The sequence below is a fragment of the Caulobacter sp. AVps16 genome, from assembly GCF_058681455.1.
The window spans coordinates 2190062-2207942 of sequence record NZ_CM178739.1; the positions used below are offsets into that span (position 1 = coordinate 2190062).

Annotated in this window: 10 protein-coding genes; 4 read left to right on the forward strand and 6 right to left on the reverse strand. The window is 64.9% G+C overall.

Going from position 1 to position 17881, the window contains the following annotated elements:
• Positions 1 to 11: 11 nt before the first annotated feature.
• From ACW17U_RS10580 to ACW17U_RS10590, 3 genes are all read right to left on the reverse strand, one after another.
• Positions 12 to 956, reverse strand: a complete 945-nt coding sequence (locus ACW17U_RS10580; protein ID WP_492052356.1) for an alpha/beta hydrolase — start codon at positions 954 to 956, stop codon at positions 12 to 14.
• Positions 956 to 2458 (reverse strand): MFS transporter, encoded by a 1503-nt coding sequence (locus ACW17U_RS10585; protein ID WP_492052357.1) that lies wholly within the window; start codon positions 2456 to 2458, stop codon positions 956 to 958. The genes ACW17U_RS10580 and ACW17U_RS10585 overlap by 1 nt, the downstream gene beginning before the upstream one ends.
• Before the next feature lie 277 nt (positions 2459 to 2735).
• Positions 2736 to 4778, reverse strand: coding sequence for a glycoside hydrolase family 97 protein (locus tag ACW17U_RS10590; protein WP_492052358.1), 2043 nt, complete (start codon positions 4776 to 4778; stop codon positions 2736 to 2738).
• A gap of 113 nt (positions 4779 to 4891) precedes the next feature.
• On the opposite strand from ACW17U_RS10590, the gene ACW17U_RS10595 reads away from it, so the two are divergent.
• On the forward strand, positions 4892 to 5905 hold the full coding sequence (locus ACW17U_RS10595; protein ID WP_062145460.1) for a LacI family DNA-binding transcriptional regulator: 1014 nt from the start codon (positions 4892 to 4894) through the stop codon (positions 5903 to 5905).
• A 178-nt stretch (positions 5906 to 6083) separates the two neighbouring features.
• Here the strand turns inward: ACW17U_RS10595 and ACW17U_RS10600 are convergent, their stop codons facing one another.
• On the reverse strand, positions 6084 to 7727 hold the full coding sequence (locus tag ACW17U_RS10600) for an alpha-amylase family glycosyl hydrolase (protein WP_166504324.1): 1644 nt from the start codon (positions 7725 to 7727) through the stop codon (positions 6084 to 6086).
• Positions 7703 to 9538 carry an alpha-amylase family glycosyl hydrolase gene (locus tag ACW17U_RS10605; RefSeq protein ID WP_492052359.1) on the reverse strand — a complete coding sequence of 612 codons (1836 nt, stop codon included), beginning with the start codon at positions 9536 to 9538 and terminating at the stop codon, positions 7703 to 7705. Before ACW17U_RS10605 ends, ACW17U_RS10600 begins: the two co-directional genes overlap by 25 nt.
• 312 nt (positions 9539 to 9850) lie before the next feature.
• On the opposite strand from ACW17U_RS10605, the gene ACW17U_RS10610 reads away from it, so the two are divergent.
• From ACW17U_RS10610 to ACW17U_RS10620, 3 genes are all read left to right on the forward strand, one after another.
• Positions 9851 to 12619, forward strand: coding sequence for a TonB-dependent receptor (locus ACW17U_RS10610; RefSeq protein ID WP_062145455.1), 2769 nt, complete (start codon positions 9851 to 9853; stop codon positions 12617 to 12619).
• A gap of 99 nt (positions 12620 to 12718) precedes the next feature.
• On the forward strand, positions 12719 to 14236 hold the full coding sequence (locus tag ACW17U_RS10615) for a tryptophan halogenase family protein (RefSeq protein WP_492055722.1): 1518 nt from the start codon (positions 12719 to 12721) through the stop codon (positions 14234 to 14236).
• 140 nt (positions 14237 to 14376) lie between these two features.
• Positions 14377 to 15492, forward strand: coding sequence for a hypothetical protein (locus ACW17U_RS10620; RefSeq protein WP_492052360.1), 1116 nt, complete (start codon positions 14377 to 14379; stop codon positions 15490 to 15492).
• On the opposite strand, the gene ACW17U_RS10625 is transcribed toward ACW17U_RS10620, so the two are convergent.
• Positions 15489 to 17873, reverse strand: a complete 2385-nt coding sequence (locus ACW17U_RS10625) for an arylsulfatase (protein ID WP_492052361.1) — start codon at positions 17871 to 17873, stop codon at positions 15489 to 15491. The genes ACW17U_RS10620 and ACW17U_RS10625 overlap by 4 nt on opposite strands.
• Positions 17874 to 17881: the final 8 nt, after the last annotated feature.

A 17881-nucleotide genomic window follows, 5' to 3' on the forward strand; every position in this document is an offset into this window, starting at 1 on the left:
GACGGTGTGTGTCAGGGGGCCGCCGAAACGGCGGGGGCATTGAGCAGGAACTTGAGCGGAATGGAGAGGCGACGGTTCCAGGACGGCTCGTTGTGATCGGCACCCGGGAAGGCCAGGCTTTCGACATCCCGCCCACGCCGATAGCCCCTGGCGGCAAAGATCGCATCCACCCGGGCCTGATAGGGCGCGTAGTTGGAATCGAGGTTCTGGTCGCCGTGATCGAAATAGAACCGCGTCCCTGCCGGCTTCGGCAGGGTCCGCTCCAGATAGGTGGTCAGCCCGCTCAGGACATCGGCTCGCCACTGGTCGCGACTGACCCCGGGCCCTTCGCCACTGCCGAGCGGCCAATGGGTCGAGACGCAACCCACCGCACCGAACACCTCGGGATAGGTCAGTCCGCCATAGAGCGAGATCAGACCGCCCATGCTGGAGCCCATCAGGCTGGTGTGCTCACGGCCAGGCCGCGTGCGATAGGTCCGGTCGATGAACGGCTTGAGCTCCTCGACGAGGAAGGCCAGGTAAGCGTCCGATTCCAGGGGAGCCCTGGCCTGGGCCTTCAGGACGGAGCGCGTCGGCTCTGGCACGGCATCCACCAGGGCGGCCGGGCCGTATTCGACATAGCGCTTCGGGGTGTTCCAGACCCCGACCACCAGGGTTCGGGGCGCCTCGCCGCGCGCCATCATCCCCGACAGGACTTCATCCACGCCCCATTCGCCGAAAGGGGCGTGGGTGGTTTCGAACAGGTTCTGCCCATCGTGCATGTAGAGCACGCCGAAGGGCTCGGCCGAGGCGTCATAGCCCTCCGGCAGCCATACGGTCACGCGACGGGCATCCACGTGCTTTGACGCGAAGGCGGGATACTCGACCAGCCGGCCGCTGGACAGCGCCCGGGCCTGGCTGGCTCCGGCCGTCAACAGCCCGCCTGCGGTCAAGGTCAGGAAGTGACGACGGTCCATCAGCCGGCCTTAGACCTGGCTTCGTCCGGATCCGTGACGGCGAATACGGCGACGGCGGCCGCGAGGAAAGCCGCCGCCCCGAGCACCAGGGCATAGATCGCCTGACCGTCGAAAAAGGTCTTCAGCAGCAGGCCCAGCACGGTGGCAGCCAGCAGCTGGGGGATGACGATGAAGAAATTGAAGATGCCCATGAAGACGCCCATCTTCCGGGCCGGCAGCGCCCCAGCCAGGATCGAATAGGGTGCCGACAGGATCGAGCTCCAGGCGAAACCGACACCAATCATGCCGATCCAAAGCAGGCCCGGCTCGCGGATCAGCAGGAACGACAGCAGGCCCAGCGCGCCCAGGACCAGGCAGACCGCATGGCTGACCCGGCGATTGGTGGCCTGGACCATGAACGGGATCAAAAGGGCGGCCAGGGCGGCAACGCCATTATAGACGGCGAACAGGATCCCGACCCAGTCAGCGCCCTCGTTATAGGCCTTCGAGCTGGCGTCGGTCGCATGGAAGTGGAAGGCCGCCACGGCCGGCGTGGTGTAGATCCACATGGCAAACAGGCCAAACCACGAGAAGAACTGCACCACCGCCAGCTGGCGCATGGTGGTCGGCATGGCCATGAAGTCGCCCATCACTTCGGAGAAGCCACCGCCCCGCCCCTTCAGAGCGCCGGCAGCGAGACAGGCCAGGCCAAAACCGCCGAGCAGGCCGGCCAGAACATAGAGCTCCTTCTCCAGGCCGGTGGCAAAGACCAGGGCTGCCAGAGCAATACCGGACGCAAGACCCAGGCCACCGATCAGCCCGAAGGACCCGCCTTCGGGTGCTTCAGCCGCTTTGACCGCCGCTTCTCCCTTGGCCGCGACCTCGAAGGCCGCCAACTGCTCGGGGCTGTATTCGCGGGTCGTGAACACCGTCCAGAGCACCGACAGCAGCAGGCCGGCCCCGCCGGCGTAGAAGGCGATGCGCACGGAGTCCGGGATCTCGCCGGCCGGCGCGGTATTGGCGATGTGGAACCAGTTGGTCAGCATCCAGGGCAGGGCCGAGGCCAGAACCGCGCCCAGGCCGATGAAAAAGCTCTGCATGGCATAGCCGGTCGAGCGCTGCTCATCGGGCAGGTTGTCGCCGACGAAGGCCCGGAACGGCTCCATGGTGATGTTGATCGAGGCGTCCATGATCCAGAGCGCCGCGGCCGCTATCCACAGGGTGGGCGAGTTGGGCATGACCACCAGGGCGGCCGTCGTCAGGATCGCGCCCCAGAAGAAGTAGGGCCGGCGGCGACCCAGCCTTCCCCAGGTCTTGTCGCTGAAGTGACCGATGATGGGTTGGACCAGGAGGCCTGTCGCCGGTGCGGCAATCCACAGGATCGCCAGATGGTTCACATCGACGCCCAGGGTCTGGAAGATTCGGCTGGTATTGGCGTTCTGCAGACCAAAGCCGATCTGGATCCCGAAGAATCCAAAGCACATGTTCCAGATCTGGAAGAAACTCAGCTTGGCCTTGGTCATCCGCTTCCCCACCCGCCCACCGGTTCGTGCCGATGATGCGCAAGTTTTTTCATAAGTCGTCAGTCTGCATATTTGCGCACGGCACCCTGCCCCGCGCAATCGAGAATTCCCATACTGCGAGGCTTTTCAAGCGCAATCGAGGTTGCCGTCAACGCCTCTTGTGGTTCAAGCCAGGGCTCCCCGCCTCCGGATCCCGGCGCAAACTGCAAAAATTCTCATAAATTTGCATCGCATCGCCCGGACTTCCCGTCTCCAGTCGGGAAGTCCGGGGGGCACCCTACTGGCGCGGCTTGCCCTTGCTGGCCGCCATGAAGCGGATCGCCTGACCGCCTCCAGGTGCCAAACGCAGGGTCAGGACATCCGTTGCGGTCACCTCGCGCTCCTCGATGACGATATCCTGCGGCGCCGTCTTCCAGTCGGCCTTGTCGCCATCGCGATAGATCTGGGCCTTGTAGCGCCGACCGGGCTCCAGGAAGCCCAGAGATGCCGTCAGCACCCGCCCCTCCTCGTCGCTGATCGCGCCCAGATACCAGTCGTCGCTCTTGCGATCCTTGCGGACGATAGTGACGAAATCGCCGATCTCGCCGTTCAGGACCAGGGTCTCGGCCCAGTCGGTCGGCACGTCCTCGATGAACTTGAAGGGCTTGGGATTGACCTCATAGTTCTCCAGCAGATCGGCGGCCATCTGGATGGGGCTGTAGATCGTGACATACAGCGCCAGTTGCTTGGCCCAGGTGGTGGCGACGCCGTCGGGGGACTTGGTCTTCATGCCGAAGATGCCGGGCGTATAGTCCATCGGGCCGGCCAGCATGCGGGTGAAGATCAGGTTGGTCTCGTGCTCGGGCGGATTGCCGGGCTGGCCCCAGGCGCTGAACTCCATGCCGCGCGCGCCTTCCCGCGAGATCCAGTTGGGATAGGTGCGGCGCAGGCCGGTGTCCTTGATGGGCTCATGGGCATTGATGGCGATCTGGCGTTCGGCGGCTTCGGTGACGACCTTCAGGTGGTGGCGCGCCATGTCCTGGCCCTCGTGCCAGGCGAAGTGAACCTTGCCGTCCAGGCCCATCACCTTGGCCTGACCCGCATCGGCGACATAGCCGGTCTTCACGGCGGTGACGCCGAGCTTTTTGTAAAGGTCGAACCCGGCCTCCATCTGGCTTTCATAGTGGGCGGCGTTGGCCGAGGTTTCGTGGTGCCCGATCAACACGACGCCCTTGTCGCGCGCGTAGTCCGTGACCCGCTTGAGGTCGAAATCCGGATAGGGCTGGGTGAAGCTGAAGTCCTGGCCGTTGCCGAACCAGTCGCCGTCCCAACCGACATTCCAGCCCTCGACCAGCACACCACCGAGACCATGCCTGGCCGCGAAATCGATGTGCTTGAGGGCATTCTCCGTCGTGGCCCCGTGCTTTGGCCCCGAGGCCCAGGTCTTCCTGTCGAGGTGCATCTCCCACCAGACACCGACATATTTCATCGGCTTGACCCAGGAGACGTCACCCAGGGCATTGGGCTCATTCAGATTGAGGATCAGGTTGGAGGTCACCAGCCCGCCGGCCGTGTCGGCGATCTGCAGGGTCCGCCAGGGGGTCGGGAACGGCGCGGTGCGCTCGACCTTGGCCCCGCCCACGCCCGGCGTCAGGGCGGCCTTGAAGCGCCGCCCCTCGACACGAGTCAGGTTCATGCCGGAATAGTCGACCAGCGCCGCTTCATGAAAGGCGATGTGGAGGCCATTGTCGGTTCGGACCGTCATCGGGGTCTGGGCGTCACCGACCTCCTCCGCCCGCGTGCGGTGATAGAGGTATTCCTCACGGTTCCATTCATAGGCGGGGATCCACCAGACCGTCGCCGGCTCGGCCAGGCTGAACTCGGTCAGTTCCTCGCCGATCTTCACGGTCTTGAGATTGGTCTGATCGGGGAACTCGTAGCGGAAGCCGACACCATCATCATAGAGCCGGAACACCACGTCGAACCGGCGCTGCAGGCCGTTCTTCTCGGCCAGGGTCACGCGCAGTTCATTGTAGCGATTGCGCACGAAGCGCCGCTCACCCCAAGGCTGCTCCCAGGTCTCGTCGAAGCGCCGGGTCGCCTCGCCGGCCAGGGTCAGGTTCCTCTCCAGCTTCGGCGCATCGACCAGAATGAAGCCCAGACGGGATGGCGCAATCACGGGCTTGCCGAGGCGGCTGATCGCATAGCTGGGGCGGCCATCGCCATCGGTGGTCACCTCGACCGACAGCACCTTGTCGGGCGACTCGAGCTTGACGGATGGAGCCGCAACGGCGGGCGCAATGACGAGAAGCCAGGCCGCCAGGGCCAGTCGAAACAGCATCAGAACACTCCGTGACTCGGGGCCCGGCCCGGACTTGCCAAGCTGGGCTGGCGAGGCCTAAAGGGGCTTATGAAAACTTTTGCGGCAAATTTTGCAGGCGATGAGTCCCCCGCATGAGCAAGGGCGTCACCCGACTTGAAGACCTCGCCAAGATGGCTGGCGTCTCGATCTCGACCGCCTCGCGGGCCCTGAACGACAGTCCGGCCGTCAACAAGCGCACCAAGCAGGCGATCTGGAAGCTGGCGCGCGAGATGGACTACCCGTTCCGCCGCTACATGCCTGCGGGCCCGATCGGAGCCGAGGCGACGATCGCTATCGTGGTTCCCCGCCCCCAGGGCCGCGACAGCGGCATGTCCGACCCCTTCTTCCTGGAACTGCTGGCCGGAGTCGGCGAAGCGGCCAGCGAACGGGGTTGCGACGTCCTGCTCAGCCATATCGCGCCGGCCAATTTCGAGGACCTGTCGGTGGCCATGACCACCAGCCGGGCCGAGGGCGTGATCTTCCTGGGGCAAAGCTCGCTGCACGCGGCCTTCAACCGCCTCTCCGAGACCGAAGGACGCTTCGTGGTCTGGGGCGCTCAGCTTCCGGACCAGAACTACTGCTCGGTCGGCTCCGACAACCCGATGGGTGGACGCCGGGCGACGCTGCATCTGGCGCGTCTGGGCCGCAAGCGCATCGTCTTCCTCGGCGACACCGAAGCGCCCGAAGCCATGCAGCGCCATCGTGGCTATCTGGACGCCCTCGAGCACCAGAAGCTCAGCATCGATCCGGACCTGATCGTCCCGGCCCATTTCGAGGTCGAGTCCGCTGAGGCCGCGATCGACTCCCTGATCCATCGCGGCGTGCCGTTCGACGGCGTGGTCGCCGCATCGGACCTGATCGCCCTGGGGGCCATTCGCGCCCTGAAGCTCGCCGGCCTGTCGGTGCCCGGCGATGTTTCGGTGGTCGGCTTTGATAACGTGCCCTTCGCCCGCTACAGCAGCCCGGCCCTCAGCACCATTGCCCAGGACACTGCCAAGGCCGGCCGACTGATGGTCTCCAAGCTGCTCGACGCCAGTGGGGACAAGGCCAGTCGCTCCGAGCGGGTTCCCACTGATCTGATCATCCGCGAGAGCTGCGGGGGCTGACCCTGCAAGACCGTGGTTTTCTCCGCTCATCCCGCCGAAAGCTGGGACCCCGATCCAACCCGGAGGGGTGGTAGAATTGAGCCGAGGCCGAAGGCGCATCATCCCAGGACGCTCAGGCGGGATCTGGGCCCCGGCTTTCGCCGGTGAGAGCGGGTTTTGATAGACACCAGACAGCCCACTAGACGCGCCGCGCCAGCAGTCCACCGCAAGGCGGCATGACGCCATCCTGGGCCAGGTTGACCCCCTCGACCATCACCCAGCCTTCCGGCAGCGACCAGGCGACGGACTCCTGCCCCAGATTGAAGGCGCAGAGCAGCGCCTGGCCGCCCTCACCGCGTTCGAAGATCAGCAGGGGTGTATTCGTCTCGACGAAGCCCAACCTGCCGGTCCGCAGGGCGGGATAGGCCCGGCGCAGGGCGATCAGCCGGCGGGCCAATTGCAGGGTCGAAGCCGGATCGGCCTCCTGCGCATCCACGGCCAGCGGCAGATGGACGGGATCGACGGGAAGCCACGGCTCGACAGCCGAGAAGCCGGCGTTCGGTGCTGCGGACAACCAGGGCATGGGCGTGCGGGCACCATCGCGCCCCAGGGTTTGCGGCCAGTTGGCGATAGCTTCGGGATCGACCAGACGCTCGAACGGCACATGGGCCTGGGGCAGGCCCAGTTCCTCGCCCTGATAGACGAAGACATTGCCGCGCAGGGACACCAGCAGCAGCATCGCCATTTCGGCAAAGGCCTTGCGATCGCGGCCCTCCGCCCAGCGTGAGACGGCACGGGGCGCATCGTGATTGGAGAAGGTCCAGGACGGCCAGCCTTCGCCGGGCTCGCCAGGCCACATGGCCTCGCCCCGGCGGATCATCTCGGACGTCAGCCGCTCCGCATAGAGATAGAGAAAGCCATAGGCGCTGTTGAGCCGGTCTTCGCCGGCGGTGAACAGCTTCATTTCGCGGTCGGCATGATCGCCGCCCACCTCGGCCACCGAGAACCGGCCACCGTGAGCATCGGTCAGGGCCCGCAGCCGGCTGAGGAAGGCCGGGATTTCGGCATGTCCCTGATTGTAGATCTTGTCCTGGAAGTCGAACGGCCGGGTCCGCTTGCCGCCCGGCGGCAGGGGAGGATTGTCCCTGAGCTCGGGGTCGTGCATCGAGAAATTGATGGCGTCGAAGCGGAAACCGTCCACGCCGCGATCCATCCAGAACTTGGCTGACGCCAGCAAAGCGTCCTGCACTGCCGGCAGATGCACGTTCAACTGTGGCTGCGAGGCCAGGAAGTTGTGCATGTAGTACTGGCCGCGCCGGGCATCCCAGGTCCAGGCCGGACCTCCGAAAACCGACTGCCAGTTGCTGGGCGGAGACCCGTCCGGCTTGGCGTCGGCCCAGACATACCAGTCGGCATGGGGGTTGGTGCGGCTCTGGCGGCTGGCTTCAAACCAGGCATGTTCGTCGGAGGTGTGCGAAAACACCTGATCGATGATGATCTTCAGGCCCAGGGCATGGGCCTTGTCGATCAGGCGATCGAAATCGGCGAGCGTGCCGAAAATCGGATCCACATCCAGATAGTCGGACACGTCATATCCGAAGTCCTTCATCGGCGACCTGAAGAACGGCGACAGCCAGATGGCGTCGACGCCCAGGGAGGCGATGTGCTCGAGATGCGCCGTGATGCCCGGCAGGTCGCCGACGCCGTCGTCGTTCGAGTCGGCAAAGCTGCGCGGATAGACCTGGTAGATGACCGCGCCGCGCCACCATTCGGCGTCCAACGCAGACTCCACAGCCGGACGTGAGAGAACCTTGACCGTCACTGTAGCCCCTTGGAAACGCAGATTTTGTAGTCGAGCGGGCCGATCTCGACCCGATAGCTGCCGGGGGCGCTGGACGCCCCGGCGCAGACGCCATGCACGGACTGCCAGAGGCCAGAGGACGTCTCGACCTCGACCTGGGCTGTGACCGGTACGGAGCCCGTATTGTAGACCACGAGGTACTCGACCCCGTCCGCCAGTCGCGAGAAGGCCAGCAGGCCTGGCTTGTCACCCTGGGTACGAACCAGTTGACGGCCGGACCGCAGGACCGGATGTCCCTTGCGAATCCCAGCCATGCCGGCGATCCGGCCATAGAGCGCGCCGTCAGTGCGGAAGCGATCAGACGGGCCGGTCGAAGTCGTACCGACCAGGCGGTTGTCATTGTAGCTGGCGACCTGGCTGGCGAACATGTCCTCGCGGCTGTCGGCATAGTCGCCGTCGCCCGTAAAGCCCTGCTCGTCGCCATAATAGATTGTCGGCACGCCGCGCGAGAACATCATCAAGGCATGGCCAAGGGTCACGCGGTCCAGAAGTTCGGCATCCGATATCCCCGGATTGGCCTTCAGCACGAAGTACCCAAAGCGGCCCATGTCGTGATTGCCCAGGAAGGTCGGCAATTGCAGGGCGGTCGCCGCACCGCCTTCGTAAAGGACATCGCCTGCGAAGACCCGGGCCAGCCGGTCTGTGCCGGCCTTGCCGGCGACCATGTCGGTGATGGCCGACTGCACGGCGAAATCCAGCACGGCCGGAAAGCCGTCGACACGGGTATGGCGGGCCAGGGCGGCAACATCAGTGTCGAACACTTCGCCGAAGATATGGAAGTTCTCGATGCCGCGGGCCCGGGCGCGGGCCTGCATGGCTGGAATGAAGGCCTGCCAGAAGGCCGGCTCGACATGGCGAGCTGTATCGATCCGGTAGCCGTCGATCCCGAAGTCGTCGATCCATTGACCGTAGATATCGATCAGGCCTTGAACCACGCGGGGGTGCTCGGTGAAGAGATCGTCCAGACCGGCGAAATCACCCTGCTGCGAGCTCTCGCCCGCGAACGTGCTTTCGCCGCGGTTATGATAGTAGGCCGGGTCGTTGAGCCAGTCGGGCTTTTTGACCGTCTTCTCAGAGGCCGGGACGTAGGGGGAATAGGCATAGTCCGGTCGCGTCAGCTGGGCGAAGTTCGGCTTCGTGCCGACGCCGTCGCCGGCAAAACCGCTATTGATCGCCGCTCCCGAGACGCCGCCCCGGGTCGAATAGGGATAGTCTGCCTTGCTGCGATAGGCGCAGTCATTGGCCGGGCACTCGCGATACTGGATCACGTCCGCCGTGTGGTTGGCGATGATGTCCATATAGACCTTCATCCCGCGAGCATGGGCGGCATCGACAAGGGCCTTGAACTCGGCGCGGGTGCCGAAGTGCGGATCCACGTCGGTGAAGTCCGTGATCCAGTAGCCGTGATGGGCTGCCGATTCGCGGCCGGGCGCGCCCTGCACCGGCTTGTTGCGGAAAATGGGGGCCAGCCAGACCGCCGTCGCGCCAAGCCCCTGGATGTAGTCGAGGCGCTGGGTCAGGCCCTTCAGATCGCCACCATGGTAGAACCCGGCGCGCGCAGGGTCGAAGCCCGTGACCAGCGAACCGCCGGACAGACCACCGCGATCATTGAGGACATCGCCGTTGGCGAAGCGGTCAGGCAGGACGAAGTAGATCACTTCATCGGAAGCCTTGCGTTGCAGATAGCCGGCCGACACAGGGGCAGCCACCGCGGCACCGCCGGCAATCGCCGTCATGACTGACCCCGCCGCCATGGCGATCAGCCGGAGTCGCCGGGATCCCCAGGCAGACATCGCTTCCCCCTATCCGCATGATCCCGCCATTTCCGGTCAGGATCATTGCAATAATTTGCATAAATTTGCAGCCGACTTGACCGACTGTCAATCGCAAGCGTGCCAGGCCTTTGCAGGAAAGGCCGCAAGGCAGTCCCCACCCGCTGCAATTTTGCATCACTGACGGCCACAAACACGTCGCCCGGACTTGCGCTGATGACAGGTTTGCGTTTTTTTGTGTTGATTACACCGCGTTAATTTGCAGTAATTTGCGACAACGGCTCCGACCGCAGCGTCAGAAACGCGCAGAGCCGATACAGGGAGGGTGAGACCATGAACTCTAGAACTCAGCGCAATCGTGCGCGTCTGATGAGCAGCGCAGCCACCAGCTTGGCTCTGGCGCTCGCCTCGGCCGGAATGGCCCAGGCACAAGAAGCCGCTGCCAAGCCGGCCGATGACACCGCCGTCGAGGCCATTGTCGTCACCGGTATTCGCGCCAGTATCGAAAACGCCATCGCACTGAAGAAGACCTCGACCTCGATCGTCGAAGCGATCTCGGCCGAAGACATCGGCAAGCTGCCGGACAATTCGATCGCCGAATCCCTGGCCCGCCTGCCCGGCCTGACCGCACAGCGCCTCGACGGCCGCGCCCAGGTCATCTCTATCCGCGGCCTTGGCCCGGACTTCACCTCCACGCTGCTGAACGGCCGCGAGCAGGTCTCGACCGGCGATAACCGCGGCGTCGAATTCGACCAGTATCCTTCGGAAATCCTCTCGGGCGTGGTCGTTTACAAGACCCCGGACGCCTCGCTGATCGGCCAGGGCCTGTCCGGCACCGCCGACCTGCAGACGATCCGTCCGCTGAAGTACGGCAAGCGCATCCTGTCGGCCAATGCCCGCTACGAGATGAACAGCGAAGACAAGCTGAACCCGGACGCCAAGGACACCGGCCACCGGATCAGCGCCACCTATGTCAACCAGTTCGCCAATGACACGGTCGGCGTGGCCGTGGCCGTCTCGGACATTTCGACCCCGACCCAGAGCCGCCGCTTCAACGCCTGGGGCTATCCGACCATCAATGCGGCCAACGACCGCGTAATTGGCGGCGCAAAGCCGTACAACCAGTCCAACAACCTGAAGCGCACCGGCGTCATCGGCGTTCTGGAATACAAGCCCAATGACAAGCTGAGCACGTCGCTGGACCTGTACTATTCAGAGTTCGCGGAAAAGCAGATCCTGCGCGGCATCGAACTGCCCCTGCAGTGGTCGTCGGCTTCGCTGCAGCCCACCCGCACCACCGAAGCCGGCCTGATCACCAAGGGCACCTTCGCGGGCGTCAAGGGCGTGATGCGTAACGACCTCAACACCCGGGACACGACCCTCAAGTCGGCCGGCTGGAACGTCGATTACCAGACCGACAACGGCTGGGGCCTGGTTGCTGACCTGAGCTACTCGTCGGCCGAACGCACCGACGTGATCTTCGAATCCTATTCGGGTACGGGCCCCAACGGCGTCGGCGCGACCGACACCCTGGGCTTCACGACCACGCCCGGCGCCGGCACGACCTTCGCCTCGACCCTGGACTACACCAACCGCAACCTGTTCGTGCTGACCGACCCGCAAGGCTGGGGTGGTGGTGCTGCCGGCGGTGCCCTGACCCAGGCCGGCTTCTACAACACCCCTTCGATCACCGACGAACTGTCGGCGGCCCGCTTCTCGGCTGAACATGATCTCGAATGGGGTCCGCTGAGCCACGTCGAGGTCGGCGTAAACTTCAGCCGTCGCGAAAAGGACAAGCAAGTCCACGAAAGCTTCCTGACCCTTGGTGGCCGTATCGCCCAGGGCGCGCCGCTCAGCCGCGCCATCCCCGAAGCTGCGATCGTTGGCGTGGCCAATCTGGATCTGATCGGCATCAAGGCCATGCTGGCCTATGATCCGACCTACCTGCTGAAGAACGGCTTCTACACCCTGATCGCCGACCAGAACCCGGCCGTTCAGACGCGTAACTGGTCGGTCCGTGAAGACGTCCAGGTGGCCTATGCCAAGTTCGACGTTGACACCCAGGCCGGCTCCATCCCGGTCAAGGGCAACTTCGGCCTGCAGGTCGTTCGCACCGACCAGTTCTCGAAGGGTGTTGCAGTCAACCCGGCCAATCCGGCCGCTCCGACCGTGACCGATGACGGCTCCAAGTACACCTACGCCCTGCCGAGCCTGAACCTGACGTTCGACATGGGTAACGAGCTGTACGTGCGTCTGGGTGCTGCCCGCACCCTGGCCCGCGCCCGGATGGACGAACTGCGCGCCAGCCAGTCGTTCAACCTCAACACCTCGCGTCTGGCCTCGACCGATCCGAACAACTCGTTCTTCAGCGCCAACGGCGGCAACCCGAACCTGCGGCCCTATATCGCTGACGGCGTCGACGTCTCGGTTGAGAAGTACTTCGGTCGTTCGGCCTATATCTCGGCCGCCGTCTACCACAAGGAGCTGTCGAACTTCGTCAACTCCAACTCCTCGTCCTACAAGGACTTCTCGGACTACCTGTTCCTGCTGAGCAGCGCCCAGCAGTCGCAACTGGGCACCAAGATCGGCCTGGTCTCGGGTCCGGATAACGGCGACGGCGGCTTCATCCGCGGCCTGGAACTTTCGGCCTCGCTGCAGGGTGACCTGCTTTGGGAACCGCTGAAGCCCTTCGGCCTGATCATCAGCGGCTCGTTCACCGACAGCGAAGTCACACTGGAAAAGGGCCAGAAGCCGATCACCATCCCGGGCCTGTCCAAGAAGGTCATCAACACGACCTTCTACTACGAGAAGGACGGCTTCAACGCCCGGATCAGCAACCGCTATCGCGGCAAGTTCCTGGGTGAAGTGGCCGGCCTGAGCGCCGCGCGCATCTTCCGGACGGTGAATGAGGAGTCGGTCCTCGACGCCCAGATCGGCTACGAGTTCCGTGAAGGTCCCCTGAACGGCCTGTCGCTGCTGGTGCAAGCCAACAACATCACCAACGAGCCCTTCAAGACCTACGACAACAACGATCAGCGCCAGACCATCGACTATCAGAAGTACGGCGCGACCTACATGTTCGGCGTTTCCTACCGGTACTAGTCTGTAATCCATCCCCAACTTGCGAGCCCCCCGCCAGAGCGATCTGGCGGGGGCTTTTTTATGAGAGACCCCACCAGGGGCGAACCGGGCGGGACAGTGATGACGGACGGCGGGCTAAAGTCCCTGACCATTGTCGGCGGCGGCACAGCCGGCTGGATGAGCGCCGCCATGCTCTCCCGCGCCCTGGGCTCGACGGTTGCGATCACTGTGGTCGAATCCGACGAGATCGGCACGGTCGGCGTCGGCGAAGCCACCATCCCAGCCATCAAGCTGCTGAACGGCTTTCTCGGCCTGGACGAGAACGACTTTCTCGCGGCGACCCACGGCACCATCAAGCTGGGTATCGAGTTTGTGGACTGGCACACGGTCGGCCAGTCCTATTTGCACGCCTTTGGTCCGGTGGGCCGTCCCCTGGGCATGGCGGCTTTCCATCACTACTGGAACCGACGCCGTCTGCAGGGGCACGACGAAAGCCTCTGGGACTATTCCCTAAATGCGCGGGCGGCCCGGGCCGGCAAGTTCGACCGCTTGCAGCAGGCCGGCGGCGGCTATCTGGAAGGCCTTGTCCACGCCTTTCACTTCGATGCCGCGCTCTATGCCAGGTATCTGCGGCGCTACAGCGAGGCCCAGGGCGTCCGGCGGGTCGAGGGCCGTATCGTCGGCATCAATCAGCACTCCGAGACAGGTTTTGTCACCGATCTGACCTTGCAGGACGGCCGCCGCGTCGAAGGCGAGTTCTTCATCGACTGCTCGGGCTTTCGTGGCCTGCTGATCGAAGAGACCCTGAAGACCGGATATGACGACTGGCGCGGCTGGCTGCCGATGGACAGTGCCATCGCCGTGCCCTGCGCTTCCGCGACACCGCTTCTGCCCTATACCCGCGCGACGGCTCGCGAGGCGGGCTGGCAATGGCGCATCCCGCTGCAGCACCGCACCGGCAATGGCCATGTCTTCTGCAGCGAACACATCAGCGCGGCCGAGGCGACCGACGTCCTGATGCGCAATCTCGATGGCACCCCCCTGGCCGAGCCGCGTCAGCTCAACTTCACCACCGGTCGGCGCCGGCGGTTCTGGAACAAGAACGTCGTGGCCATGGGCCTGGCCAGCGGGTTCATGGAGCCCCTGGAATCGACAAGCATCCATCTCGTCCAGTCAGCTCTGAGCCGCCTGATCGCGCTGTTCCCCAACAGGGACTTCAACGCGGTCGAGATCGCAGAATACAATCGCCAGACCGCCCTGGAATACGAGTACATCCGCGACTTCCTGATCCTGCACTACAAGGCCACCTCCCGCGAGGACACGCCGTTCTGGCGCGCCTGCAAGGCCATGGACATCCCTGACACCCTGAAGGCCAGGATGGAGCTCTTCGCCCAGTCCGGCCGGGTGTTCAGCCAGGAGGATGACCTCTTCAAGGAGGCCAGCTGGATCCAGGTCCTGATCGGACAGGGCGTGCTTCCGGGCGCCGTGCATCCGCTGACCCGCCAGGTCACCGATCCCCAGCTCAACGATTACATGACCAATTTGCGCCAGATCATGGCCCGCGCCGTCGACAGCCTGCCAGATCAGGCAGACTTCATCGCGCGCCATTGTGCTTCCGGCGCGCAATCGGCCGGCTGATCCAAGTTCACTTCGGCTCCCCTGAGGCCTCCGCCGGACCTGCCCGACGGAGGCCGTTTTTTGCCTCGGGCGCTCCTTTCGGGCGCAAGGGCCCATTAAGGTTGTCGAGGCATGCTCCGAAGCGATTTTGGAGACCTCCGATGGCGACGACGTCCAAGCCCTACAAGGCACTGCTCGGTTTGGCCGGCGGAGCCCTCCTGCTGGGTGCCTGCGCCAGCGCGGACGATGTCCGGGCCTTGCGCCAACCGGCCATGCCGCCGGTCGCCGTGGCCAAGGCCTCTCCGCACAAGCCCTATTTCCGCAATGTCTCACTGCAGGCAGTCGAAGGCGCTCCGGAATTCCGCTGGTTCGACGGCGGAGCCGTGGTCACCACCCGCCCGACCCGCGTACAGGTGGTCGAAGCCCTGTCCCGGCATCTGGACCGCGCCGAGATGCTGGCCCCGAGTCGTCTGGACGGGGACTACATGCTTTATATCCGCTTCGATGACCTGCGCGGCCCGAGCCTCTGGCTGGGCACCGACAAGCTGGCCTCCGCCAGGGTGACCTTCCGGCTGGTGCGCTGGCGTACAGGCGAACTAGTCAAGGAATCCACCGTCGAGACCAGTTATCGCGCGGCCTGGACCGGGATAACGCCGGAATTGGCCCGGACGGTCCTGGGCGGTCCGATCGCCAGCTCCAAGGACGCGGTCATCGCGCCGGTCGGCGGCGTGCTCAAGGGCGTCGCCCTGGGCTACTATGTGAACCAGAACCTGGCTGTCTCCATCGCCGACGCACCCTATGCCGGCCTGGTCGGTGCCGTGGAGGCTGGCCAGATCGGCGGCGCTGAGCGCGCGCCCGCCGGCTTCGCCAGCGCCTTTGCCACCGCAGTTGCCGTCGGCGGAGCCAGCGGGCGCTTCACGGATCTCGAAGCCATGCTGGCCGGTGGAGCCATCACGGCGGCCGGTGCCGCCGCTGGGCCCGCGCCCATCGCCCGCCCGACCTCCGCCAATGGTGAAACCACCAGCGCCCTGTCGGGTCATGCCCGGCGCCTGGCTGCCACGCGCGGCCTCCTGGATCTGGCCTTCGACCAGTTCATGGCCGAGCTCAGCGAAGACGGGTCGGTCAATTACAAGACCGCCGTATCCTGCGCTGCTCTGAACGGCGTCACCGGCAGAGGTCCCTATCTGCGTGAAACGGCGACCCGCTACGCCGTCGATTGCCCGGGTTCATCCTACAATCCGAGCAAGACCCAGCAGGTCTATCCCTCGCAGTTCTAGACCCTGATGCTCATGGCCTTCATGAACCGCATGATCTCCAGCGGTTTCATGGCGGCGGTGTCGACATCAATCAGAACCCGGCGGATCTGCCCCTTGAAGGGGTTTGGCCCCTCATAGGTGCGCGACACCCGGTTGCCGTGGTCGGCTCCGACGCAGAAGCCGTCATAGCCCGGGGCAAACAGCACACGGTCAAACTTGCGTTCAGCGACCTTGCGGCCGTTCACGAACAGCGCGCCGCGACCATCGAACGGGCGGGAGGTCATGGTCTGCTCGTACTTGACCTTGATGTCGCCCCGCGGGAGCCGGGCCGGCGAGGCAATGATCTCCCGCCAGGGCACGAGGCTGGTCTCGTAGATCAAACGCCCCTTGTCGATATAGAGCACATAGCCGGCCGGCATCGAGCCGTGCGCCACCAGGACGCCGTCCTCGTCCCCCTGTGGTCTGGACAGCTCCAGTTCGAGGGAGTGGCTCAGCCCGCAGACGATCGGTGAGACGTCCGTCGGGATCGGATCGATCGGCGGTCGAATTTCCCAGCGCTTGCGCAGCTTGGCCGCGCGGGTCTGAACCAGCTTCAGCAGCAGCGGCCTGTCATCCAGGGGCAGGACATCATGGGCCACGGCGGCCTTGTCCCACTTGTCCCGGAGGCGCGCCACGACCTCAGGATGTTCAGCCGAGACGTCCTGCAGTTCGTTGGGATCACGGGCGGTGTCGTAGAGGCCCCAGTGATCCTCCTCGAAGGGCTTGCCCCTCTGGTGCTGGGCGACCAGCCGCCAGTTGCCTTCCTGGAAGGCCCTATAGCCTCCGAGCTCATAATACTGATCGGTTCGGGTCGCGGCCTCGGACGAAGCGAAGGTCGGCGCGACGCTGGCCCCCTCCAGCGGCTTCTGCGGCTCGCCGCGGTAGAGCTCCGGCCGGCTGACGCCACAGGCGTCCAGCAGGGTCGGATAGAGATCGACCACGTGGACAAACTGTTTCCGAACCCCGCCCTTCTCCTTCACGCCCTTGGGCCAGGAGACGATCAGCGGATCGGCCACACCGCCGAGGGCGGTGTTCTGCTTGTAGAGCCGGTAAGGCGTGCCGGAGGCATTGGTCCAGCCAATCGGATAGTGCGGAAAGGTGCCGTCCTCGCCCATGGTATCGTACAGCGCCAGCGCATCGGCTTCCGATGCGGGTCGCCCGAAGGCCGGCCCGAACAGGTTGGGCGTGCCTGTCTCTGTTCCCTCGGCCGAGGCCCCGTTGTCCGAGAACACCACCACCAGCGTGTTGTCCCGCACGCCCATGGCCTCGAGCTCGGACATCACCGTGCCGATCGCGCGGTCAACGCCCGTAACCATGCCGGCATAGACCTGCATGTAGCGGGCATAGAGGCGCTTCTGGTCGGCGGTCAGCTCGGCCCAGGGCTTTGCCCCCGGTGACAGCGGCGGCAGTTGGGTTTCCGGCGGCATCAGGCCGAGGGACTTTTGGCGCTCCAGGCGCTGCTTGCGGATCTCGTCCCAGCCGGCCTCGAACTGGCCCTGGTACAGATCCCGATCGGCAGGCTTGGCCTGCAGGGGCGAATGGGCCGCGCCGAAGGCCAGCTGCAGGAAGAACGGCTTGTCCGGACTCATCAACTGCTGGGTGCGCAGATAGGTCACGGCGCGCTGCGCCAGGTCGTCCGAAAGATAGTAGTCCTCGCCGCCGGCCTCGACCTGGGCCGTCCCCTCATAGAGGGCACCGGGATGGAAATGGTCGCTGGAATGGCCTTGATACCAGTAGGCCCGCTCGAAGCCCCGGCTGGTCGGCCAGTTGTGGAACGGTCCCGTCGGTCCCGAGTGATCGGCGTTGTTGACGTGCCACTTGCCGAGCAGGAAGGTCGACCAGCCGGACTCCACCAGCACCTCGGCCAGGGTCGCGTTCTGGCGGGTCAGGTCGCCGCGATAGCCCGGATAGCCGCTGTCAATGTCTGCCAGCCATCCCATGCCGGCGGAGTGATGGTTCAGCCCCGTCAGCAGGGCCGCGCGGGTGCAGGAGCACATGGCCGTGGTGCGGAAGTTGGTGTAGCGCAGCCCCCTGCCCGCAAGGGCGTCAAGAGCCGGCGTCTTCAGTTCCCCGCCATAGCAGCCCAGGTCCGCAAACCCGACATCGTCGAGGATGATGACCACGACATTGGGGGCATTGGCCGGAGCCTTGGGCTCTTCGGCCTGGGCGGGCCGCGAGTCCTTGAAGGAGAGGCCGATACGCGCTGGCTTGCCCTTGCCGACCGCCTTGGGGGTGATGATCCCGCTGGTGGCCGACTTGATCGCAGCTCCGCCGGCGGCGACCGTCGCCGTACCCACGACGCCCAGCCCTGCGCCGATCAGCAGCGACCGGCGGTCGATCTTCGGCTTGCTATCGTCATCCATGACCCGTC